This window comes from Streptomyces sp. NBC_01317, assembly GCF_035961655.1.
In the GTDB taxonomy this organism is placed as follows: domain Bacteria; phylum Actinomycetota; class Actinomycetes; order Streptomycetales; family Streptomycetaceae; genus Streptomyces.
Map to the genome: position 1 here is coordinate 6131929 of NZ_CP108393.1, position 22231 is coordinate 6154159.

Consider the following 22231-nt stretch of genomic DNA (forward strand, 5'->3'; position numbering starts at 1 on the left):
CACGCCCGCGTTCAAGACAACCCCGGCCCGCTCCGGCCTTGGAGAACACCGGGGGCAGCGTCCAGCCCGTCCGGCGTTTGAGGACATCGGTAAGCCGCGCTCGCGTACCGGGCAGGGGCACACTCCAGCCTGTCCGGCGTTTGAGGACATCGGTAAGCCGCGCCCGCGCCCCGGGCAGGGGCACACTCCAGCCCGTCCGGCGATTGAGGACATCAGTAAGCGGCACCGTCCACCGGGCAGAGGCGAGGCTCCCCGGGCCGGCGGGGTCGTTGAGCTCACCCTCGGCGTGAGGGGGGTGGGGTCGGAGGAGGTGCGTGTGTCCGGACGTAAAGCGTGTTTTGTGGCGCATGGCTACCGTGAATGTCCGGGGTTCCTGAGGCGCCGTAAAACATGCAGTCCGGACATACGTACCTCCGCAGGCCCCGCCCCCCGTCACCACGACACACCCAGCCCGTCCGGCGATTGAGGACATCAGTAAGCGCAACCGGTCACCGGGCGAAACGGCTACGTGAACGCCGGCCGCTCCGGGTCGAGTGTGGCGACGCCCTCCGAGGGCGAGGACGCACGGGCGAACCGGCGGCGGGGGATTCGGCCCGCCCGGAAGGCCAACCGGCCCCCCGCCACCGCGTACCGCATCGCGGAAGCCATCAGCTCCGGCTCCCGCGCCCGCGTCACCGCGGACGCCAGCATCACCGCCGCACACCCCAGCTCCATCGCCAGCGAGGCGTCGGACGCCGTGCCCGCGCCCGCGTCCAGGATCACCGGGACGTTCGCGTGTTCCACGATGAGCTGGAAGTTGTGCGGGTTGCGGATGCCCAGGCCGGACCCGATGGGCGACCCCAACGGCATGATCGCCGCGCACCCCACGTCCTCCAGCTTGCGGGCCAGCACGGGGTCGTCGTTCGTGTACGGCAGGACCGTGAAGCCGTCGTCGACCAGCGTCTCCGCCGCGTCGAGCAGCTCGATCGGATCGGGCAGCAGCGTGCGTTCGTCCGCGACGACCTCCAGTTTGATCCAGTCCGTGCCCAGCGCCTCGCGGGCGAGCCGCGCGGTCAGGACCGCCTCCCCGGCGGTGAAGCACCCCGCCGTGTTGGGCAGGGCCCGGATCCCCAGGGATTCGAGGAGGGACAGCACGGACCCTTGCACGGTCGGGTCGAGGCGCCGCATCGCGACGGTGGTGAGTTCGGTGCCCGAGGCGATCAGGGACCTGCGCAGGACGTCGAGGCTGGGCGCACCCCCCGTACCCATGATCAGGCGGGAGTCGAGGACGGTGTCGCCGATGACAAGCCGGTCGTCGGCCATGGTCAGCCTCCCTGGACGGCGGTGAGGACTTCCACCCGGTCGGCGTCGCGCAGGAGGGTGCCGGACCAGCGGGAGCGCGGGACGACCGTCTCGTTGACGGCGGCGGCGACACCCGAGGGCGCGGGGGTCAGCGTCGCGACCAGCACGTCGAGCGTGGTGCCCGCGCCGACCGCGCGGGGCTCGCCGTTCACGGAGACGGAGATGGTGAGGGTCGCGGAAGCGTTCACGGTGTCGGTCATGCGAGCTGCTCCTGACGTACCGGGGCGGGGGAGAAGCGGCGGGGGGTGAAGGGGCGCGCGACCTCGGGGAGTTCGCCGGTGGTCAGCACGTCGGCCATCGCGTCCCCGGTGACGGGGGTGAGGAGGACCCCGTTGCGGTAGTGGCCGGTGGCCAGGTGGAGGCCGGGGAGGGCGGTGGGCCCGAGCAGGGGCGCGTTGTCGGGCGAACCCGGCCGCAGCCCGGCGCTCGCCTCGGTGAAGGGCAGTTCGGTGATGCCCGGCACCAATTCGTGCGCGTCACGGAGCAGCTCGTACACCCCGCCCGCCGTGACCGTGGTGTCCCAGCCCTGTTCCTCGCTGGTCGCGCCGACGACGAGTTCGCCGTTCTCGCGCGGCACGAGATAGACGTGGCTGCCGCGTACGACGGCCCGCAGGGACCTGGACAGGAACGGCGCGTACGGCCGGGGCACCGTGAGCCGCAGGACCTGGCCCTTCACGGGCCGTACCGGCGGTACGACATCGGTCGGCAGACCCGCCAGCTTCCCGCTGAGACTCCCGCCCGCCAGGACCGTCTGGCCGGCGGAGAGGACGCGGCCGTCGGCCAGGACGACGCCGGTCGCCCGGTCCCGTACGACGGTGAGGCGGCTCGCGAAGGCGCGGTGGAAGACCACCCCGGCCCGTTCGCACGCCGTCACCAGCGCCGCCGCGAGCCGGCGGGGATCGATCTGGTGGTCGCCGTCGACCCGCAGGCCCCCGCGTACGCCGGGCGCGAGCATCGGCTCCAGCCGCCGGCACTCGCGGCCGGAGAGCCACTCCGAGGAGAGCCCGGAACGCCGCTGGAAGCCGTGCAGTTCGCGCAGATGCGCGCGGTCGTCGGCGTCGAGGGCCACGGCGAGCGTGCCGCAGGTCCGGTAGCCGGTGTCCTGGCCGCTCGCCGCCTCCAGCTCGGCGACGAAGGCGGGGTAGCGCGCGGCGGAGGCGAGGTTGAGCCCGAGGAGCGTCTCCTCGCCGTAGTGGAGTTCGGTGACGGCGGCCAGCATGCCCGCCGCGACCTGCGCGGCCCCGCCGCCCGGTTCGGGGTCGGCGACGGCGGTACGGAGTCCGCGCTGCGCGGCCCGCCACGCCGTGACCAGGCCGATGATGCCGCCTCCGACCACCAGGACGTCGGAGGTGTGGGTTTCGGGGTGCTGACCCGTATGGGACGACTGCATGGGCGTCCAGCCCCTCCCTTCGCCGGCATGACCCGGATCAGGTTCGTACGGTCGGAGGCCGTCAGCCTCCCTCTCAGCCCGGTGCGTCCGGGCTCCCGCGAGGTAGTGTCACCCGCCAGACTAACGCCCTGTCCTCCGCCCGGTAAGGGAGCAATCACCGTGGCCCGTTCGCTGGACGGTCTTGTCCTGGCCCCCGTCGCCGACCAGGCGCCGGGTCAGGTGGGTACCCGCACGCGCTTCACGTACGGCGAGCGGGACGGCCGGATCTGGGCCGCCTACGAGGGCGGTGACGTGGAGCGGGGCCATCTGGTGGGGACCCGTGACGGGGACCGGCTGGACTTCCGTTACGTACAGCTCAGGAGGGACGGCGGGACGTCCTCCGGGCACTGCGTCTCCCTGGTGGTGGACCTGCCGGACGGCAGGGTCCGGCTGGAGGAGACGTGGGAGTGGGAGTCGCGGGAGGGCAGCGGGACGAGCGTGGTGGAGGAGCTGCCTTCTGATGGTCCGTCCGTTCTCTAAGGTGATCGGGTGAGCGAGCAGCGGAGACACCCGGAAGAGCGGCACGTCGTCATCGTCGGGGCCGGGATGGCGGGGGTGCAGACCGCGGTCGCCCTGCGCGAGGGCGGCTTCCGCGACCGGATCACCCTGATCGGCGCGGAGCCGCATCCGCCGTACGACCGGCCGCCGCTCTCCAAGGCGGTCCTGCTCGGCCAGGCCGACGGGTCGTCCTTCGACCTCGACTTCGCGGCGCTCTCCGTCGACCTGCGGCTCGGTCTCGCCGTGACCGGGCTGCGGCCGGACGTACGGGAACTCGACACGGCGGACGGTCCTGTGCCGTACGACGTGCTGGTCGTCGCGACCGGCGCGGAGCCGGTCAGGCTGCCCGGCACGGAGGACGTCCCGGGCGTGCATCTGCTGCGCACGCTGGACGACGCCGAGCGGCTGCGGCCGGTGCTGGGGCGGCAGGACGACGTGGTGGTCGTGGGCGCGGGCTGGATCGGCGCGGAGTTCGCGACGGCCGCGCGGGAGGCGGGGTGCGCCGTGACGGTCGTGGAGGCGGCGGACCGGCCGCTCGCGGGTGTCCTCCCGGCGGAGGTGGCCGCGCCGATGGCCGGCTGGTACGCGGAGAGCGGCGCCGCACTGCTGACCGACGCGCGCGTGGCGTCCGTCGAGCCGGGCGCGGTGGTCCTCGCGGACGGCCGGCGGCTGCCGGCGGGCGCGGTGGTCGTGGGCATCGGGGCGCGGCCCGCGACGGGCTGGCTGGCGGGCTCGGGCGTGGAGCTGGGCCCGGACGGGTCCGTCACGGCGGACGAACGGCTCAGGACGTCGCTGCCCGGGGTGTACGCGGTGGGCGACTGCGCCTCCTTCCCCTCGGCCCGGTACGGCGCGCGGCTGCTCGTCCACCACTGGGACAACGCGCTCCAGGGCCCCCGTACCGTCGCCGCCCGGATCATCGGGGAGACCGAAGGGGTCTACGACCCGGTGCCGTACTTCTGGTCGGAGCAGTTCGGCCGCTTCGTGCAGTACGCGGGCCACCACGCGTCCGCCGACACCCTGGTGTGGCGCGGCGACCCGGCGGAGGCGGCGTGGTCGGTGGCGTGGCTGCGGGAGGGCGCGCTGGTGGCCCTGCTGGCGGTGGGCCGGCCCCGGGACCTGGCCCAGGCCAGGAAACTGCTGGAAACCGCCACCCGCCTGGACCCCCACCGGCTGGCGGATCCCGCGATCCCCTTGAAGAAGGCCGTCCTCTGAGCGGGCGGGGAACGCGTCCCCCCTCGGCCGGGGCAACCCAACTACCGTCCGCCCGTCCGGGATGGCACGCTTGTCCTCGTGACCGAGATTGACGCAAAGATCGATGCTCTCGTCCCTGCCTGGCTCCACCTGCCCGATATCGCCGAATTGTTCGATGTCGAGGTGACGCGGGTGCGGCAGCTGGTGAAGGAAGGCCAGCTGATCGCCGTCCGCCGCGGTGAGAACCGCGCGCTCCAGGTGCCCGCCGCCTTCATCGACGGCGGCAAGGTCGTCAAGGGTCTCGCCGGGACCCTGACGCTCCTGAGGGACGACGGCTGGACCGACGAAGAGATGCTGGAGTGGCTCTTCACCTCCGACCCCACCCTGCCGGGCACGCCCGCGCAGGCGCTCAGCGAGAATCGCGGCACGGAGGTGAAGCGCCGGGCCCAGGCGCTCGCCGTCTGAACCGTCCGACCGGCTGAATCGGCTGAATCGGCTGGACCGGCTGAACCACAGCACCGCACGCGGCGCGCGGCGGTACGGCACCGCCCTCGCGGTCCCGTACCGCTGTCCCCCGCGAACCGACGGGGGGATCCTTCATGCCCACAGACATGACCGCGGTACGTACCGCGCTGTCCGACGCCCGGCTCTACCTCTGCACGGACGCCCGCAGGAAGCAGGGGGACCTCCCCGAGTTCCTCGACGCCGTCCTGGCGTCCGGCGTGGACATCGTGCAGCTGCGCGACAAGGGCATGGAGGCGGCCGAGGAACTGGAACACCTCCAGGTCTTCGCCGAGGCGAGCCGGCGCCACGGCGTCCTGCTGGCGGTGAACGACCGCGCCGACGTGGCCCACGCCATCGGCTCCGACGTGCTGCACCTGGGCCAGGGTGACCTCCCGGTCCCCGCCGCCCGCGCCCTTCTCGGCGAGGCGCCGCTGATCGGCAGGTCCACCCACGCGGAGGCGGAGGTCGACGCGGCGGTGGCGGAGCCGGGGGTGGACTACTTCTGTACGGGTCCGTGCTGGCCCACCCCGACCAAGCCGGGCCGCCACGCGCCCGGCCTCGACCTCGTGCGGTACACGGCCGCCCTGGCCACCGGCCGCCCCTGGTTCGCGATCGGCGGCATCGACGCGGGCAACCTCGACCAGGTGCTGGACGCGGGCGCCCGCCGGGTGGTGGTCGTACGGGCGATCACGGAGGCCGACGACCCGGCGGCGGCGACGGCCTCGCTCGCCGAGCGGGTGCGTGAGCGGTCCCGCTGACCGGCGGCTCGTCCCCCGCGAGCGGCCTCCCGGGTGTCCGAGGCGTGGACCGGGGACCGGCAAACCGGTCAAATGCCCCCCGCTCGCTTGGGAGACCGCCACACCCTCGATAACCTGCACGTATGGCCTTCGGTACACCTTCGACCAGAACAGATCACGCACCGACCGTGCGTGAACTGCTCGCCGCGGGCGAGACCACCTATTCGTTCGAGTTCTGGGCGCCCAAGACCGAGAAGGGCGAGCGGAACCTCTGGAACGCGCTGCGCCGGGTCGAGGCGGTGGCCCCCAGCTTCGTGTCGGTGACGTACGGCGCGGGCGGCTCCACCCGGGCCGGCACGGTGAAGGCCACCGAGCAGATCGCGGCCGACACCACCCTCACCCCGGTCGCCCACCTCACGGCCGTCGGCCAGTCCGTCGCCGAACTGCGCAACATGATCGGGCAGTACGCCGACGCGGGGATCCGCAACATCCTCGCCGTACGGGGCGACCCGCCCGGCGACCCCATGGGCGAGTGGGTCAAGCACCCGCAGGGCGTGCGGTACGCGGCGGAACTGGTGCGCCTGATCAAGGAGTCGGGAGACTTCTGCGTCGGGGTCGCGGCCTTCCCCGAGATGCACCCGCGGTCGTCCGACTGGGACACGGACATCCGCCACTTCGTGGACAAGTGCCGGGCCGGCGCCGACTACGCGATCACGCAGATGTTCTTCGAACCTGACGGATATCTCCACCTTCGTGACCGGGTCGAGTCCGCCGGTTGCGCAACTCCGATCATTCCGGAAATCATGCCGGTCACGAGCGTGCGGATGCTGGAGCGGCTGCCCCAGCTCAGCACCGCGGCCGTCCCGTCGGCGCTGAAAGAGCGGATCCTCGCCGTCAAGGACGATGCGGCCGCTGTACGCTCCATTGGCATCGAGTTCGCGACGGAGTTCTGCGCGGGACTGCTCGCCGAGGGCGTCCCCGGACTGCACTTCATTACACTCAACAACTCCACGGCGACGCTCGAAATCTACGAGAATCTCGGACTGCGCGAGCAGTCGTGACCGGCCGTGGCCGCCCTGTCCCGGGGTGGTGGCCGCAGGAGAGGGGCGGGCATGGGCTGGACGGTCCTCTACATCGCATTCGGAATCGTGGCGCTGTGGCTGCTGGGTGAGGTGCTGCTCCAGTACAAGGCGCGGCTGCGCTGGCGACTTCTCGCCTTCACCGGGTTCATGGGTGTGGTGCTGGGTGTCCTGATGCCGTCCGTCTTCGTCATCGCGCTCGGCGCGATCGCGTTCGCCGTCGGGCAGGCGTATGTGACGCTCTCCTTCCGCCGAGGCTTCTCGACGGGCTGGGCGCTGGGCGGCAGCCCGGGAGCCAGCCGCCGGCGCAGGGCGGTCGGCGGGGGCGAGCAGGAGCCCACGCTCCAGGTCTCGGACCTGGAGTACGAACCGGCCATGGCCGTGCCCGCCCTGGACGCCGCGATGACGGCGACGATGGGGGCGGTGTACGAACCGCAGCCGCTCCCCGACGACACTGGGCAGTACGGCGTCTACAAGGACGACCAGGCCCAGCAGAACCCGTACGGCGAGGCGTTCGACGCCTTCGCCGGGTACGGGCAGGCCGCGCCGGAGCAGCCGTACGCGGCGCAGGACCCGTACGCCGACCCGAACGCGTACGGCACCGGCCAGGGCGTCTACGCGGCGCAGGACACCGGCCAGGGCGTCGGCCAGGGCGTGGGTCAGGACGCCTACGCGCAGTACGGCTACGGCACCGACCAGCCGTACGCGGCCTACTCCGACCCGTACATCGGCACGTCCGACGGCGGCGGTCAGCAGCAGGGGGCGTACGACAGCTACGGCGGCCAGCAGCAGTACGCGGACCCCTACGCCGCCCAGCAGCAGTACAGCGCCGACACCCCGCCCGGCGGGGTGTGGGTCCCGCAGCAGCGCGAGGGCGACCAGCAGGTCCCGCCGATGCCGCAGGAGGAGCCGCGCGACTACGGCTACGACCCCGGCTACAACAACAACGAGCAGCAGTACCGGTACTGACCGGCTCGTACCGGTACGGACCGGCTACCGCGAGCCGCGGAAGTCCGCCCCCTCCACGATCAGCCCGGCGACCAGCGCGCCGGACATGCCCGCGTGAGCGAGGCCGCCCCCGGGATGCGCCCAGCCGCCCGCCCGGTGGAGCCCGGTCAGCGCGGTGCTGTTCGCCGGATACAGGAAGTGCCCGTCCGCCCCGGCCAGCGCGGGTGCCGGTACAGAACCGCCCGCCGCCCCCGTCTGCTCCGCCGTGTCGGCGGGCGTCCGTATCTCGCGCCACTCCACCCGCCCGGCCAGCCCGGGCACGGCCGCCTCCGCCGCCGTGACCAGCGCGTCCGCGTACCGCTCCCGCAGCCCGGCGTCCGTCCAGTCGACCGGGCCCTGCGCGGCGACGGTCGCCGTGACCGTCACCGCCTCGTGGTCCGCGTCGGGCCGCGTCGCCGGGTCGTCGGGACGCAGCACCGTGACCGTGGGCCGCGCCGCCGGGCGCCCGGCGAAGAGATCGGCCGTCTCGGCGGCGCCGTCGGGGGAGTGCACCACCGTCCGGTGCGCGGCGTCCCCGGGCCGCCCGCCCCGCAGCGCCAGCAGCACCGTGAACCGCCCGGGCGCCAGGGAGGCGTCCCTGCCCCCCGGTCGCACGTCCCGCCCCTCCGGCCGTACGTCGCCCGCCTCCCGGACCTCCCGCCCGGCGAGCGGACCCGGCGCGACACCCGCCACCACCCGGTCCGCCGCCACGACCGTGCCGTCCGCCAACTCGACGCCCGTGGCCGCGCCGTCCTTCTCCACGATCCTGGTCACCCCGGTCCCGAAGACGAACTCCACCCGGCGCGCCAGGCACCGTTCGTACACCGCCCGCGCCAACTCCCTCATCCCGCCGCCCACATACCAGCTGCCGAAGGTCTGCTCCAGATACGGCAGCACAGCCGCGCTCGCCGGGGCGCGCCGCGGATCGAGGCCGTACGACAGCGCGTACCCGTCCAGCAGGGCGGCGAGGCGGGGGTCGGCCAGCTCCCAGGCGCCGGTCTGCGCGACCGTCCCGGCCCGGCGCGCGCCGCGCAGCAGCCGTCTCTGCCGTACCGCCGGATACGGATCGTGCGCGAGCGGCCCCCGGTCGGCGGGCAACGGCTCCTCCAACAGCGGCCTCCTGGACCGGTCCCAGGTGTCCCTGGCCCGTCCGAGGAACTCCCCCCAGCGCTCCCCGGCGCCCCCGCCCAGCGCCGCGTCGAGGGCGGAGACGACCCCGGCCCGTGACGCGTCGGGCAGCAGGACGTCCGTACCGTCGGCGAAGACGTGCCGGGCCGCCGGGTCCACCTGCCGCAGCTCGACGCACGCCTCCAGCGGCTCCTTGCCGGTCTTGACGAACAGGTCGCGGTACACCGCCGGCAGATGCAGCAGCCCCGGCCCGGTGTCGAAGACGAAACCCGCGCGCGCGAACCGGCCGACCGACCCGCCGTACGTCGCCGCGCGTTCGTACACCGTCACCCGGTGGCCCGCCACGGCCAGCCGGGCCGCCGCCGCCATGGCGCCCATGCCCGCGCCGATCACCACAATCCGTGCCATGCCAGGGACTTTATCCGGGGCCACTGACAACGCGGCCCCGCGCCCTGCGCCGCAGGAAACGGCGGATCCGGGAGGCCAGGAAGACCACCGTCACGACGCCCAGCACCAACAGCGTGGCGGCGATCGAGGCGGCGGCGACCGGATGGAAGAGCGCGAACGTGATGATCCCGGCGACGCCCAGATCCTCCAGCGTGCTCAGGGCGATGTTGCTGAACGGCTCGGGGGAGGTGTTCACGGCCATCCGCGTACCGGCCTTCACCAGATGGCTGACCAGCGCGGTGGAGCCGCCGACCGCGCCCGCCGCGAGGTCGGGCAGCGAACCGCTCTGACCGGCGAGCAACGCCCCGACCACCGCGCCCGACACGGGCCTGATGACCGTGTGCACGGTGTCCCAGACGGTGTCGACGTACGGGATCTTGTCGGCGACGGCCTCGCAGAGGAAGAGCAGGCCGGCGGCTATCAGCACGTCGGTGCGCTGGAGCGAGGCGGGCACCTCGTCGGTCAGCCCGGTGGCACCGAACACGCCGAACAGCAGGACCACCGCGTAGGCGTTGATCCCGCTGGCCCAGCCGCTGGTGAAGACGAGGGGGAGTACGGACACGGACGCGATCGTAGCCACGGCGGGGCCGCCGCGGGGTGGGGACGGGAACCCGGTTCTGAGTACGGCTACTCACCGCGTGAGATGAGTAGGCGCGCGGATGGGCCGCCACCGGCGCGGAGGGGAGAGTGGGGACCACGGAAGGGGCGCGGCGCCGGCACCGCCGGCACGGGGCTGCGGAACGGTGCTGCACCCCTGACGTGGTGGGGGGAACGGGGGTACGGGGTACGGGGGCGGGGGAGCCGGACAGGGGGGAACGGGGGAACGGGGGACGGGAGAACGGGGCACGGGGGAACGGGGGGAACGCGCCGGTTCGGCGGGGCTCGGGAGGACCGAGTCCCGCCGAACCGGCGCTCTCGTGTGTCCGGGCTCTTGGGCGGGGTGCTTTTCCGGCCGCCGCGAAAAACCTCGTCCGCACCTGTGTAGGAAGCAACGTCGCAGGTCAGAGGTGATTGTCAGTGGCGTGCTCCACGATGAACACATACGGCCACAGAGCCGTCACACGAGGACAGGAGGTTCCGCCATGGCCAGCTCCCACGCCGGTGCCGCACGTCGGCGCCCTACGGGTGGCCCTGCCCCCTCACTGACCGGACCACCGAGCGACGTCCACCCCGTCCTGCGAAGGGCCACGGCCCCGCCGGCCGCCCTCGACCTGCTCTCCAAGGCCCGCGACGGCCTGGACGAGGCCGCGACGCTGGACACTCCGAACGAGCGCTACGCCACCGCCCACCTCGCCGCCCTGCGCACCGCGGCCGCCGTCCTCGCCGCCCGGGGCCGCCCCGAGACCACCCCGCCGCGCCGCCGCCGGATCAGGACCGCCTGGGAGGTGCTCCCCGAGATCGCGCCCGAACTGTCCGAGTGGAGCGCCCTGTTCGCCTCCGGAGCCGCGCGCAGGGCGCGCGCCGAGGCGGGCATACAGGGCGCGGCGAGCAGCCGCGACGCCGACGACCTCCTGCGTGACGTGGCCATGTTCCTGCGCCTGGTGGAGCGGATGCTGGTGCTCGCGCCGGTCCTGCCCCAGCCCCGGGCGGAGTTACCGGGACGGGGGGACGCCGTGGGGTGAGGGGCGGGGGCGGCCGAGGCAATAGGGTGGGCGGAGCCCGCACCGTTCACGCCCCGCCGCCCGGGGCGGCACCGCGCCGAGGAGTCAACTGCCGTGTCGGACCCTTCCCCTGTCTTCGGTGGGGAGACACCATCGCGCCCCCGGGGCTCCCTCCGCACCGCCGTGGTCTGGGAGGTCCTCAAGGAGGCCCTGGAGCGCCGGGCCAAAGCCGCCGGGACGGACGTCCTCGACGTCCTCGACACCGGCGGGGGCACGGGCAACTTCGCCGTGCCCGTCGCCCGCCTCGGACACCGGGTGACCGTGGTCGACCCGAGTCCGAACGCGCTCTTCGCGCTGGAGCGCCGGGCGGACGAGGCCGGGGTGGCCGACCGGGTCCACGGTGTGCAGGGTGACATCCACGGGCTCTTCGACGTGGTCGGGCGGGCCGGCTTCGACGCGGTGCTCTGCCACGGCGTCCTGGAGTACGTGGACGACCCGGCCGACGGCGTACGGACCGTGTCGGACGCGCTGCGCCCGGCCGGCGCGCTCAGCCTGCTTGCCGCGGGGATCGGCGGGGCCGTGCTCGCCAGGGCGCTCGCCGGGCACTTCAGCGAGGCCAGGCAGGCGCTCACCGACCCGGCGGGCCGCTGGGGCGAGGGCGATCCGGTGCCCCGGCGCTTCACGGCCGAGCAGCTGACGGAGCTGGTCGGCGGCGCGGGCCTGCGGGTCGGCGCGGTGCACGGCGTGCGGGTCTTCGCGGACCTCGTGCCGGGCGGTCTGGTGGACACCCAGCCGGGGGCGCTGGAGGCGCTGCTGCGGCTGGAGACGGCCGCCGCCGAGCTGCCCGCGTTCCACGCCGTGGCCACACAGCTGCACGTCCTGGGCGAGAAGCGGACCTGACCCCCGGCGCGACCGGGAGCCCTCCGGGCTCCCGGGAGGACCCCGCGAGGGGCTGATCGTATGGCTGATCAGCGATGCAGCCGCGCATGCAGTGCGTCACTGGACCCCCGTGAAAGCGCCGGGCGCCGTATGATCGGTGTACACCATCCGGCATGACGGATCGATGGTTGGGGAATCAACGCCTCAGCGGTTGAAACGGCATGGCGGCCCGGATTGGCGAAATGGCGTTGAGGGCGGGTTTCACGGGGGCCGATTCCCTGCCTATCCTTGAAGGGGCCGCATCCCGGTCGCCCCCCGCGACCGACGACTAGGAGGACTCCGTGCCGCTCTCGGAGCACGAGCAGCGAATGCTCGAGCAAATGGAGCGAGCGCTGTACGCCGAAGATCCCAAGTTCGCGACAGCGCTTGAGGGAAGCGGGCTGCGTACATACACCCGACGACGGGTCTATCAGGCAGTCGCAGGCTTCCTGGTGGGTATCGCGCTCCTCATGGCCGGAATGGTCGCTCAGCAGATCTGGATCAGCGTGGTGGGGTTCCTCGTCATGCTCGGCTGTGCGGTCCTGGCGGTCACCGGCTGGCGGAAGGCGCCCAAACCGGGCGAGCAACCGGCTGCCGGAGGCGGTGCTCCCGGCCGACGACAACCACGACAGCGCCGCTCGATGATGAACCGCATCGAGCAGCGGTGGCAGCGCCGCCGCGACGAACAGGGCCAGTGAGTCCCTGAGGTTCTTCATGAAGGAGGGGCGGACGCGCGACGCGTCCGCCCCTCCTTCATGTCCGTGACCCGGCCCCCTCAGCCCCCCTGGCGGGAGGGGCGGCGGCGGATCGTGTCCGCCCAGCGGGACGGATGGAGGCGGTGGGCCGTCCACCGGTCCGTGAGAACCGTCCACCGCTCCGAGAGTGCCCATATCACCCGAATGGTGGAGCGCGGAGCGAGGAGCGCACGCAGCCGGGCCGTGCGCCCCGCCGGGGCGCGCAGGCCTTCGTGGACCAGCCGGACGTCCTCGGCCAGCCCCGTACCCGGCCGGGGTACCGGCGCGTACAGCACCTGTTCCACCGCGTCCGCGAGCCGGTGCACGGCCTGCGCCGCCGCCGGCTCCAGGTGCCCCTCCCGCACGATCCGCTCGGCCGCCTTCCGGGGGGTCCGCGCATCGTCCGGCGGGATGCCGTAGTCCCACGCCGTATCGGTGATTTCACGCCACGCTGCGAGCGTCCGTCCCGTGACGTCCGCTTCCGTACGGCCCCCCGAACCCAGCCGCCGGGCGCGCACCCGCTCCCGTCGCAGGAAGGGCAGCAGCGGCAGCAGGAGGACCAGCACGCCGGCCAGCCACAGGCCGGCCACCCCCGCCGTCGACCACCAGGAACTCCCGGGGTCGTCCGGGGTCGCCGAGGCGCCCGGGGCGGCCGCGCCGCAGCCGTCCAGACGCCGCGCCTGCGCGTCGCAGCTCTGCGAGGCCGACGGCGCCGCGGAGGGCGCGGCCGAGGCCGTGGAGTCAGGAAGCTGCGGGTCGCTCGCGCTGCCGGAGGGGGCCTCGGGCCGGGTGTAGTCGGGAGTGCTGCCCCGGCTCGGCGTCGGCTCGAACCGGGTCCACCCGACGCCCTCGAAGTACAGCTCGGGCCAGGCGTGCGCGTCGCGCAGCCCCACGGACACGGTCCCGTTCGGCTGGGCCGTACCGGGTGTGAAGCCCACCGCGACCCGCGCCGGGATCCCGAGCGTGCGGGCCATCGCGGCCATCGTGAAGGAGAAGTGGACGCAGAAGCCTTCCTTGTTCTTCAGGAAGCGCGTGATCGCGGTGACGCCGGTGCCCGAGTCGACCTGGACGTCGTAGGTGAACCCGCCGTCCACGGCGAACCAGTCCTGGAGCTTGACGGCCCTCTCGTAGTCGTTGGCCGACCCCTCCGTGACCTTCTCGGCGGTCTCCTTGACCACGGCCGGCAGGCTGCGCGGGACCTGTGTGTACTCCCGGCGCAGCGCCGAGGGGGCCGGGGGCGCCGAGGCGAGCTGCTCACGGGTCGGCTCGACCAGCAGACTGCCGACCTCGTACCGCTCGCCGCGCGTCGACTGGCCGTTCTCGCCCACCAGCGTCCGGCCCGTGGGCTCGTAGCGCCACCGTCCGTCGATGTCGACCCTGGTCGCCGGATAGGGCATCGGCAGATAGTCCTGCCGGTACCAGGGGGCGGCCGAGATGCTGGTGGTGACCTCGGTGGTACGGATGTCGGAGTCCAGCCCCTGCGGGGTCGGGAACTCGTCGGGGACGTCCTCGATGCCGCGCTGCGAGAACCGCCAGGACGTGCCGTCGAACTTGTCCAGCGCCATGATCCGCAGATACATGTTCTGGGTGTCGGGCGCGTTCGTCCGGTAGCTCAGCGCCTCGCGGTCCTCGGGCTGGTTCAGGTTGTCCTGGAGCGACACCAGCGGGTTCACCGCCGAGATGGTGCCCCCGCCGCCCGGTCCGGAACCGGTGCCCCCGCCGGTGCCGGCCAGCAGGCCGCCGTCGAGGGCGGGCAGGGCCAGCGGGACGACCAGGGCCACCCCGAGCGCGACGACGCCGATCCTGCGTCCGGTACGGATCGGTGGCGGCGCTCCCGCGCCGTCGCCGCCGGGCAGCCGCCCGGCCCGTGGGGTGCCGCCGAACACCCGGCCCCACTGGGACAGCCGGTCCCGGCCCTCGGCCAGGAGCAGCAGCAGATAGCCGCAGGCGGCCAGCAGGAACCACCAGGCCCCGCCCGCCCCGCCGGAGAGCCCGGCGGCCACCGAGTACAGCGCCAGCAGCGGCAGCCCGGCCGGAGCCGCGCTGCGGAACGTCACCGCGAGGGCGTCCACGGCCAGCCCGATGACCACCACGCCGCCGATGAGCATCAGTTTGATGCCGTCGGTCGCCGGGGCCGGTATCGCGAACCGCCCGACGTCGTCGCCGCCCGCGCTCAGCAGGTCGCCGAAGCGGGTGACGACGTCCGGAGTGGGCAGGATGCCGAGGAACGCCTGCTGCCCGGCGAAGACCACCGTCAGCATCAGCAGGGTCAGCAGCGCCTGGAGCGCCACGGTCAGCGCCCTGGCCAGCGGCACCCGCCGGCCCAGCGCGCCCGTGCCGCTGACGATCGCGACCATGACGGCGGCCTGGAGCATCCACGTGGCCGGTTCGACCAGCGGCAGCAGCGCGCCCGCCGCCATCAGCGTGGCGGCGAAGGCGCACAGCGCCAGCCTTCCGCGACCGCTCATGACCATCCTCCGGAGAAGCCGTTCGAACCGCCGGTGACGGTCGATTCCACCCGCTGGCGCGCCGCTTGGTGCCACAGGTCGGACAACGCCGTCCCCGAGGGCACCAGGAGGGCGGTCCAGCCGGCCTCCCGCAGCTGCCGCAGCCGCTTCCCGACCTGGTCGTCACCGGCGAGGCCGGGCGCGCCCTGCGCCCAGCCGGAGCTGTCGAGGACAAACGCGACGGCCGCGCCGCTGCGCTGCCGCATCCGGGCCGCGATGGCCGCCTGCTCCTCGTCCAGATCGCCGAAGAAGGCCAGCAGCAGCCCCTCGGTGCTGCCGCGCAGCACGTCGTACGCACGGGAGAGGCCCGCCCCGTCGGAGTGGTCGACGATCGCGAGCGTGTCCATCATCAGGCCCGCCGAGTCGGCGGACCCCTGGGTCGCCCCGGCGAACCCGTCGGCCCCCTCGCCCGGCACCGAACTGCCGGTGTCGGTCAGCAGCCGTACGGCGAAGCCCCGTTCCAGCATGTGCACGAGGGCGGAGGCCGCGCCCGACACCGCCCATTCGAAGGCCGAGTCGGGCCCCGCGCCCTGGTAGCCGACCCGCCGGGTGTCCAGCAGCACCGTGCACCTGGCCCGCTGGGGTGTCTCCTCCCTGCGGACCATCAGCTCGCCGTAGCGGGCCGTGGAGCGCCAGTGCACCCGGCGCAGGTCGTCGCCGTGCCGGTAGCCGCGCGGGATGACGTCGTCCTCGCCGGCCAGGGCCTGCGAGCGGTTCCGCCCGTCGCCCAGCCCCGCCGCCTCGCCCGCGAGCCGTACCGCGGGCAGCGGTTCGGTGCGGGGGATGACGGTCAGGGTGTCGTACGCGCTGAACGACCGGGTCAGCTCGCACATCCCGAACGGGTCGCTCAGCCGCAGCTGGAGCGGCCCGAGCGGATACCGTCCGCGCAGGTCGGAGCGGACCCGGTAGGACACCTCACGCCGCCCTCCCGCCTCCACCCGGTCCAGCACGAACCGGGGGCGCGGGCCGAGCACGTACGGCACGTGGTCCTGGAGCATCAGCAGCCCCGTGGGGCCCCGCGACACGTTGTCCATCCGCAGGTGCACCCGTGCCTCCGAGCCCGCCGGCACCCGGGAGGGCGACAGTCGCCGGCTGCCCGCGACGCGGTAGCGCGTGCGGTACAGCACCGCCACACAGATCAGCGGCAGCACGGCGAGGAGCAGCCCCACCCGCAGCAGGTCCGACTGCCCCAGGACGTAGGCGCAGACGGCGGCGGCGATCCCGGCGGCGAAGAACGACCGCCCGCGCGTCGTCAGCCCGGACAGCGCGGCCCGCAGGCCGCCCCCGTCCCCGGCGTCCGGGGCGTCGGTCCCCCCGGGTCCCATCACAGCCGCCGTGCGCCGGGCTGCTGGCCGTAGAGCGGGCCGCCCGGCACCGGGTGCGCTCCCGCGGCCAGGCCGCCGTCCGCGGTGGGCACGGGCGTGCGCTGGAGGATCTCCAGCACGACCTGCTCGGCGGTACGGCGGTTCAACTGCGCCTGGGCCGTGGGCAGCAGACGGTGCGCCAGCACCGCCACCGCCAGGGCCTGCACGTCGTCCGGCAGCGCGTAGTCCCGGCCGCTCAGGGCGGCCGAGGCCTTCGCCGCCCGCAGCAGGTGGAGCGTGGCGCGCGGCGAGGCGCCGAGTCTCAGGTCCGGGTGGTTGCGGGTCGCGCCGACCAGCTCCACCGCGTACCGCCGTACCGACTCGGCGACATGCACGCCGCGCACCGCGTCGATCAGCTTCACGATGTCGTGCGCGTGCGCCACCGGCTGGAGGTCGTCCAGCGGCGAGACCCCGCCGTGCACGTCCAGCATCTGCAACTCGGCCTCCGCGCTGGGGTAGCCGATCGACACCCGGGCCATGAAGCGGTCGCGCTGCGCCTCGGGGAGCGGGTACGTGCCCTCCATCTCCACCGGGTTCTGGGTGGCCACCACCATGAACGGGCTGGGCAGTTCGTAGGAATGCCCGTCGATGGTGACCTGGCGCTCCTCCATCGACTCCAGCAGCGCCGACTGGGTCTTCGGAGAGGCGCGGTTGATCTCGTCGCCGATCACGATCTGCGCGAAGATCGCCCCCGGTTTGAATTCGAATTCCCGCCGCTGCTGGTCGTAGATGGACACCCCGGTGATGTCCGACGGCAGCAGGTCGGGAGTGAACTGGATACGCCGCACCGAACAGTCGATGGAGCGCGCGAGCGCCTTCGCGAGCATCGTCTTGCCCACGCCGGGGACATCTTCGATCAGAAGATGCCCCTCGGCGAGGAGCACGGTCAGCGAAAGCCGTACGACCTCAGGCTTGCCCTCGATCACACCTTCCACCGATGCGCGCACACGCTCCGCTGTGGTGGTCAGATCAGTGAGGCTCGCTCGATCGTCATAGGTCGTCACCCGGCCCTCCTCGGCCCGTTCATACGGGCCGGCGCTCATCAGACGGCCCGGCCCACCTCGAAATACGGACGCCGCCCCCGGATGGTTCCGGTGCGCCGTCACACACGCATTCTTGTTGCCGTTACCGCTTCGTGTCACTCGCCTGTGGATAAGTGGGTGGGATACGTCGGCTTTGCCGTGATTGGGGGCCGTGGTGACGACAGTTGGAGGGCCGGTCGGAGGGCCGGTCGGTGGTCGGTCGGAGGTCGGCCGGTGTCGGCCCGTGTCAGTCGGCGGTCTCGATCTCCCGCAGGAGACCCGTCTTCACGTCGAAGACAAAGCCGCGGATGTCGTCCGTGTGCACCAGGAAGGGTGAGGTACGGACCCGCCGCATGGACTGCCGTACATCCTGGTCGACATCGCGGAACGACTCGACCGCCCAGGACGGCCGCTGGCCGACCTCGATCTCCAGGTCGTGCCGGAACTCCTCGGTGAGGCTCTCCAGGCCGCAGCCGGTGTGATGGATGAGGACGACGCTACGCGTACCGAGCGCCCGCTGGCTGATGGTCAGGGAACGGATGACGTCGTCGGTGACCACGCCTCCCGCGTTGCGGATGGTATGACAATCGCCGAGCGCGAGGCCCAGCGCGCCGTGCAGGTCGAGCCGGGCGTCCATGCAGGCGACCACGGCCACGCGCAGCACGGGGCGGGCGTCCATGCCGGGGTCGGTGAACGCGTCGGCGTAGCGGTGGTTGGCGTCGATGAGCCGGTCGGTGACCGTCCCGCCGGTGCGGGCCGCGCCGGCGGGAGCCACGGAGGGCTCTGCGGGGAGGTGAGCGGAAGTCGACATACGTAAGACGGTAATGGTCACAGCCCGTCGAAGCCCGCCCCAAGACAGAACAAAGAGCGTCAACGTGGCTGGATGTGAGCTACCCCACATGGGTCAGCCGCGGTCGTCCGATGGGGTGATCCGCGGCGTTTGTGCTGCTGTGGTGAGCGGCCCGCGCGACGCGCCAGCCGGTTGATTGACCGGAAGGGCGAGTGGACTAAAGTGACGCGAAGTTCACGGACACCTTCCGAACACATCCAGCCTTCCCCCACCCAAACCCATCCCGATTTCCCCCGCGTGTGCGGCGTACGTGCGGCTCGGCCTCCTCCCGCCGGCTCGGCCGGGGCCGCCGACGCCCTTCCCGGCGCCGGCGGACCTCCCCCTCCCTGGTGGACGGGACCCGGCCGTACGTACCGGCCGCGCCGGATCTGAGAGGGGCGCATGAACCAGGCCCGACACGTACCGGTGATGCTCCAGCGGTGCCTGGACCTGCTGGCCCCCGCCCTCGACCGCCCCGGCGCCGTCGTCGTCGACGGCACGCTGGGCCTCGGCGGCCACAGCGAGGCACTGCTCACGGCGTTCCCGGCCGTCCGGCTGGTCGCGCTCGACCGCGACAAGGAAGCGCTCCGGCTCTCCGGCGAGCGGCTCGCCCCGTACGGCGACCGCGCCACGCTCGTCCACGCCGTCTCCCACGAACTCCCCGAGGTCCTCGACCGGCTGGGCATCCCCAAGGTCCAGGGCGTCCTCTTCGACCTCGGCGTCTCCTCCATGCAGCTGGACGAGGCCGAGCGCGGCTTCGCGTACGCCCACGACGCCCCGCTCGACATGCGGATGGACCAGTCCTCCGGCATCAGCGCCGCCGAGGTCCTCAACACCTATCCGCCCGGCGAGCTGGTACGGATCCTGCGCGCGTACGGCGAGGAGAAACAGGCCAGGCGCATCGTCTCCGCCGTCGTCAAGGAACGCGAGAAGGAACCCTTCACCAAGAGCGCCCGGCTCGTCGCCCTGATCCGCGACGCACTGCCCCAGGCGGCCATGCGCACCGGTGGCAATCCGGCCAAGCGCACCTTCCAGGCCCTGCGCATCGAGGTCAACGGCGAACTCTCCGCACTGGAGTCCTCACTGCCCGCCGCCGTCAGGGCCCTCGACGTGGGCGGCCGCATCGCCGTCCTCTCCTACCAGTCCCTGGAGGACCGGGTCGTCAAACAGGTCTTCGCCGCGGGCGCCGCCACCACCGCGCCCCCCGGACTGCCCGTCGTCCCCGAGCGCTACCAGCCCCGCCTCAAACTCCTCACCCGCGGCGCCGAACTTCCCACGGAGGAGGAGATCGCCGACAACCGGCGCTCCGCCTCCGCCCGGCTGCGGGGGGCGGAGAGGATCCGGGAGGACGTGTCGTGAGCGGACCGGCCAAGCAGTTGAAGGGGCGCGCCGCACGGCTCGCCCGGATGATGCCCGCCGGGGCGACCTCGGCGGCCCGTACCCCCTTCGTCCTGCTGGTCGTCCTGCTCCTCGGCGGCGGCCTGATCACCCTGCTGCTCCTCAACTCCTCCCTCAACGAGGGCTCGTTCCGGCTCAGCGAGCTGAAGAAACAGACCACCGACCTCACCGACGAGCAGCAGGCGCTGCAACGGGACGTCGACGACCACTCCGCGCCCGACGCCCTCGGCCGCCGCGCCCGCGAGCTGGGCATGGTCCCCGGCGGCAGCCCCGCCTTCCTCGACCCCGACGGGACCGTCCGCGGCGTCCCCGGGCGAGCCGAGGCGCTGCCTCCCGTACCGCCCTCGGTGCTGGAACAGCCCGCGCCCGCGACCCCGCCCCCCGGCTCCACCGTGCCCGTACCGGCGCCGAACGCCGCAGCCCCTGACCCGGCCGCCACACCCACCCCCACGGCCTCCGCGCCCGTGCCCACCCCCGGCGCCCCCGACCCGACGACCTCCGGCAGGTGACGCAGTGCCCCCCAAGGAACCACCGCACCGCCGGGTCCCCGGCCCCGCCAGGAACGGGAACGCCGCGCGCCCCCGGACCCCCGGCCACCCCGCACCGCCCCGCCGCCGCGCCGGCGCCCGCCCGCCGCACCGGATCAGACTCGGCAACCCCCGCCCCCGGCTGCGCCTGGTCAGCCTCGGCCTCACGCTCGTGATGCTCGTGTTCGTCGTACGGCTGCTCCAGGTGCAGGCCGTCGACGCCCGCGCGTACGCCGCCAAGGCCGAGAAGAGCCGCTACCTCAGCCACACCCTGGAGGCGGAGCGCGGCGAGATCACCGACCGCTCGGGGATCGCCCTCGCCGACAGCGTCGACGCCTACGACATCACCGCCGACCCGCTGATGTTCACCCCCGACTCCACCAGGGTCCCCGACGCCCCCGAGCAGGCCGCCGCGCTCCTCGCCCCGATCCTCGGCGTCGACACCGGCGACCTGATCACCAAGCTCAAGACCCCCAAGTCCCGCTACGCCGTGCTGGCCCGCCGTCAGACGCCGCAGGTCTGGAACCAGATCAAGGACCTCAAGAGCGTCCTCGCCAGCAAGGCGGGCAAGGCCAACCAGGGCGTGCCCCCGAAGGAGGCCAGGAGCAGCGTGCTGGCCGGTGTCTTCCAGGAGGCCAGCAGCAAGCGGGTCTACCCCAACGGCGATCTCGCCGCCGGGATACTGGGATACGTCAACGCCGCCGGCCACGGCGCCGGCGGGGTGGAGTCCATGCTGGACAAGGAGCTGGCGGGCGAGGACGGACAGGTCACCTTCGCCCAGTCCGGCGGGCACCGCGTGCCCACCGCGACCTCCCGGGAGAAGCCCGCCGTGCCCGGCTCCGACATCGAGCTGACCATCGACCGGGACATCCAGTGGGCCGCCCAGCAGGCCATCGCCGACCAGGTCCAGAAGTCCAAGGCCGACCGCGGCTACGTGGTGGTCCAGAACACCAGGACCGGTGAGGTGCTGGCCATGGCCAACGCCCCCGGCTTCGACCCGAACGACTTCTCCGAGGCCAACGCGGCCGACATGGGCAACGCCGCGCTCCAGGACGCGTACGAACCCGGCTCCACCGCCAAGATCATGTCGATGGCCGCCGTACTGGAGGAAGGCGTCGCCACCCCGCTGACCCACGTCGTCGTCCCCAACCGGCTCCACCGCGGCGACCGGCTCTTCAAGGACGACATCGACCACCCCACCTGGAACCTGACCCTCAACGGAGTCCTCGCCAAGTCCAGCAACATCGGCACGATCCTGGCGACGGGACAGCTCGGCGCGACCCAGCAGAAGGCCAACCAGGTCCTCTACTCGTACCTGGACAAGTTCGGCATCGGGCGGCCGACCGGGCTGAACTATCCCGGCGAGACCCAGGGCATCCTCGCGAAGCCGCAGGACTGGTCGACCTCGCAGCAGTTCACCATCCCCTTCGGCCAGGGACTCTCCCTCAACGCCATGCAGGCCGCATCGGTCTACTCGACCATCGCCAACGGCGGCGTACGGACCGAGCCCACTCTGATCCGCGGCGCGAAGGGCCCCGACGGCCGCTTCACCCCGGCCCCCGCGCCCAAGAAGACCCGGGTCGTCAGCGAGAAGACCGCCAAGACCGTCGCGACCATGCTGGAATCGGTCGTCGGCAACGAGGAAGGCACCGGCACCAAGGCCCGTATCCCCGGCTACCGCGTCGCGGGCAAGACGGGTACGGCCAACCGGGTCGATCCCGAGCTGGGCCGCTACAAGGGCTACACCGCCTCCTTCGCGGGCTTCGCGCCCTCGGACGACCCGCGGATCACCGTCTACTGCGCCATCCAGAACCCGACCACGGGCAGCTACTTCGGCGGCCAGATCTGCGGACCCATCTACAAGAAGGTCATGGAGTTCGCACTCAAGACCTTGCAGGTCGAACCGACCGGAACCGCCCCCGCCCGACTGCCGGTCACCTTCTAGACGGGCCGGCCCACAGCCGGCCCGTCGCCGTCCGGCGCGTGACCC

21 protein-coding genes and 1 riboswitch are annotated in these 22231 nt (G+C 73.0%); of the genes, 12 read left to right on the forward strand and 9 right to left on the reverse strand.

What is annotated here, in order from left to right; genetic code table 11:
* Positions 1-504: 504 nt before the first annotated feature.
* The 3 genes from OG349_RS26645 to thiO form a co-directional block, all read right to left on the reverse strand.
* Positions 505-1302: a thiazole synthase gene (locus OG349_RS26645; RefSeq protein ID WP_327236997.1), complete on the reverse strand. Its 798-nt coding sequence runs from the start codon at positions 1300-1302 to the stop codon at positions 505-507.
* Between the two features lie 2 nt (positions 1303-1304).
* Complete coding sequence (gene thiS / locus OG349_RS26650; protein WP_327236998.1) at positions 1305-1541, reverse strand: sulfur carrier protein ThiS; 237 nt, start codon at positions 1539-1541, stop codon at positions 1305-1307.
* The gene (gene thiO / locus OG349_RS26655; protein WP_327236999.1) at positions 1538-2731 is read right to left on the reverse strand and encodes a glycine oxidase ThiO; all 1194 of its coding nucleotides are present in this window, start codon (positions 2729-2731) and stop codon (positions 1538-1540) included. Before thiO ends, thiS begins: the two co-directional genes overlap by 4 nt.
* Positions 2729-2840: riboswitch (TPP riboswitch) on the reverse strand. It overlaps the preceding gene by 3 nt.
* 50 nt (positions 2841-2890) lie before the next feature.
* Between thiO and OG349_RS26660 the strand changes: the two genes are divergently transcribed.
* The 6 genes from OG349_RS26660 to OG349_RS26685 all read left to right on the forward strand — a co-directional run bounded on the left by OG349_RS26660 (position 2891) and on the right by OG349_RS26685 (position 7748).
* A complete protein-coding gene (locus OG349_RS26660; RefSeq protein WP_327237000.1) occupies positions 2891-3250 on the forward strand; it encodes a hypothetical protein in 360 nt (119 codons plus the stop codon).
* A gap of 66 nt (positions 3251-3316) precedes the next feature.
* The gene (locus tag OG349_RS26665; RefSeq protein ID WP_442806423.1) at positions 3317-4480 is read left to right on the forward strand and encodes an NAD(P)/FAD-dependent oxidoreductase; all 1164 of its coding nucleotides are present in this window, start codon (positions 3317-3319) and stop codon (positions 4478-4480) included.
* 78 nt (positions 4481-4558) lie between these two features.
* The gene (locus OG349_RS26670) at positions 4559-4924 is read left to right on the forward strand and encodes an Rv2175c family DNA-binding protein (protein ID WP_161308845.1); all 366 of its coding nucleotides are present in this window, start codon (positions 4559-4561) and stop codon (positions 4922-4924) included.
* Positions 4925-5070: 146 nt separating this feature from the next.
* Entirely contained in the window at positions 5071-5721 is a 651-nt protein-coding gene (gene thiE, locus OG349_RS26675) for a thiamine phosphate synthase (RefSeq protein ID WP_442806424.1), read from the forward strand.
* Positions 5722-5843: 122 nt separating this feature from the next.
* The gene (gene metF / locus OG349_RS26680; RefSeq protein WP_327237003.1) at positions 5844-6761 is read left to right on the forward strand and encodes a methylenetetrahydrofolate reductase [NAD(P)H]; all 918 of its coding nucleotides are present in this window, start codon (positions 5844-5846) and stop codon (positions 6759-6761) included.
* A 51-nt stretch (positions 6762-6812) separates the two neighbouring features.
* On the forward strand, positions 6813-7748 hold the full coding sequence (locus OG349_RS26685; RefSeq protein ID WP_327237004.1) for a hypothetical protein: 936 nt from the start codon (positions 6813-6815) through the stop codon (positions 7746-7748).
* Positions 7749-7772: 24 nt separating this feature from the next.
* Here OG349_RS26685 and OG349_RS26690 read toward each other — a convergent pair whose 3' ends face one another.
* Both OG349_RS26690 and OG349_RS26695 read right to left on the reverse strand, forming a co-directional pair.
* Complete coding sequence (locus OG349_RS26690) at positions 7773-9302, reverse strand: phytoene desaturase family protein (RefSeq protein WP_327237005.1); 1530 nt, start codon at positions 9300-9302, stop codon at positions 7773-7775.
* A gap of 10 nt (positions 9303-9312) precedes the next feature.
* The gene (locus OG349_RS26695) at positions 9313-9903 is read right to left on the reverse strand and encodes a DUF4126 domain-containing protein (RefSeq protein WP_327237006.1); all 591 of its coding nucleotides are present in this window, start codon (positions 9901-9903) and stop codon (positions 9313-9315) included.
* 520 nt (positions 9904-10423) lie between these two features.
* On the opposite strand from OG349_RS26695, the gene OG349_RS26700 reads away from it, so the two are divergent.
* The 3 genes from OG349_RS26700 to OG349_RS26710 all read left to right on the forward strand — a co-directional run bounded on the left by OG349_RS26700 (position 10424) and on the right by OG349_RS26710 (position 12558).
* Positions 10424-10963 (forward strand): SAV_6107 family HEPN domain-containing protein, encoded by a 540-nt coding sequence (locus OG349_RS26700; protein ID WP_327237007.1) that lies wholly within the window; start codon positions 10424-10426, stop codon positions 10961-10963.
* Between the two features lie 93 nt (positions 10964-11056).
* Positions 11057-11842 carry a methyltransferase gene (locus OG349_RS26705; protein ID WP_327237008.1) on the forward strand — a complete coding sequence of 262 codons (786 nt, stop codon included), beginning with the start codon at positions 11057-11059 and terminating at the stop codon, positions 11840-11842.
* A gap of 320 nt (positions 11843-12162) precedes the next feature.
* Entirely contained in the window at positions 12163-12558 is a 396-nt protein-coding gene (locus OG349_RS26710) for a DUF3040 domain-containing protein (protein WP_161307326.1), read from the forward strand.
* 77 nt (positions 12559-12635) lie between these two features.
* Here OG349_RS26710 and OG349_RS26715 read toward each other — a convergent pair whose 3' ends face one another.
* From OG349_RS26715 to OG349_RS26730, 4 genes are all read right to left on the reverse strand, one after another.
* A complete protein-coding gene (locus OG349_RS26715) occupies positions 12636-15062 on the reverse strand; it encodes a transglutaminase TgpA family protein (protein WP_327237009.1) in 2427 nt (808 codons plus the stop codon).
* A complete protein-coding gene (locus OG349_RS26720) occupies positions 15059-16426 on the reverse strand; it encodes a DUF58 domain-containing protein (protein ID WP_327237010.1) in 1368 nt (455 codons plus the stop codon). The genes OG349_RS26715 and OG349_RS26720 overlap by 4 nt, the downstream gene beginning before the upstream one ends.
* Entirely contained in the window at positions 16426-17469 is a 1044-nt protein-coding gene (locus OG349_RS26725) for an AAA family ATPase (protein ID WP_327237011.1), read from the reverse strand. The genes OG349_RS26720 and OG349_RS26725 overlap by 1 nt, the downstream gene beginning before the upstream one ends.
* Before the next feature lie 265 nt (positions 17470-17734).
* A complete protein-coding gene (locus OG349_RS26730) occupies positions 17735-18298 on the reverse strand; it encodes a beta-class carbonic anhydrase (protein WP_327237012.1) in 564 nt (187 codons plus the stop codon).
* A 420-nt stretch (positions 18299-18718) separates the two neighbouring features.
* On the opposite strand from OG349_RS26730, the gene rsmH reads away from it, so the two are divergent.
* From rsmH to OG349_RS26745, 3 genes are read left to right on the forward strand one after another with little or no spacing between them, the layout of a single operon-like run.
* Entirely contained in the window at positions 18719-19675 is a 957-nt protein-coding gene (gene rsmH / locus OG349_RS26735) for a 16S rRNA (cytosine(1402)-N(4))-methyltransferase RsmH (protein WP_327237013.1), read from the forward strand.
* Complete coding sequence (locus OG349_RS26740) at positions 19672-20223, forward strand: cell division protein FtsL (protein WP_327237014.1); 552 nt, start codon at positions 19672-19674, stop codon at positions 20221-20223. The genes rsmH and OG349_RS26740 overlap by 4 nt, the downstream gene beginning before the upstream one ends.
* A gap of 4 nt (positions 20224-20227) precedes the next feature.
* Entirely contained in the window at positions 20228-22186 is a 1959-nt protein-coding gene (locus OG349_RS26745) for a peptidoglycan D,D-transpeptidase FtsI family protein (RefSeq protein WP_327237015.1), read from the forward strand.
* Positions 22187-22231 lie beyond the last annotated feature (45 nt).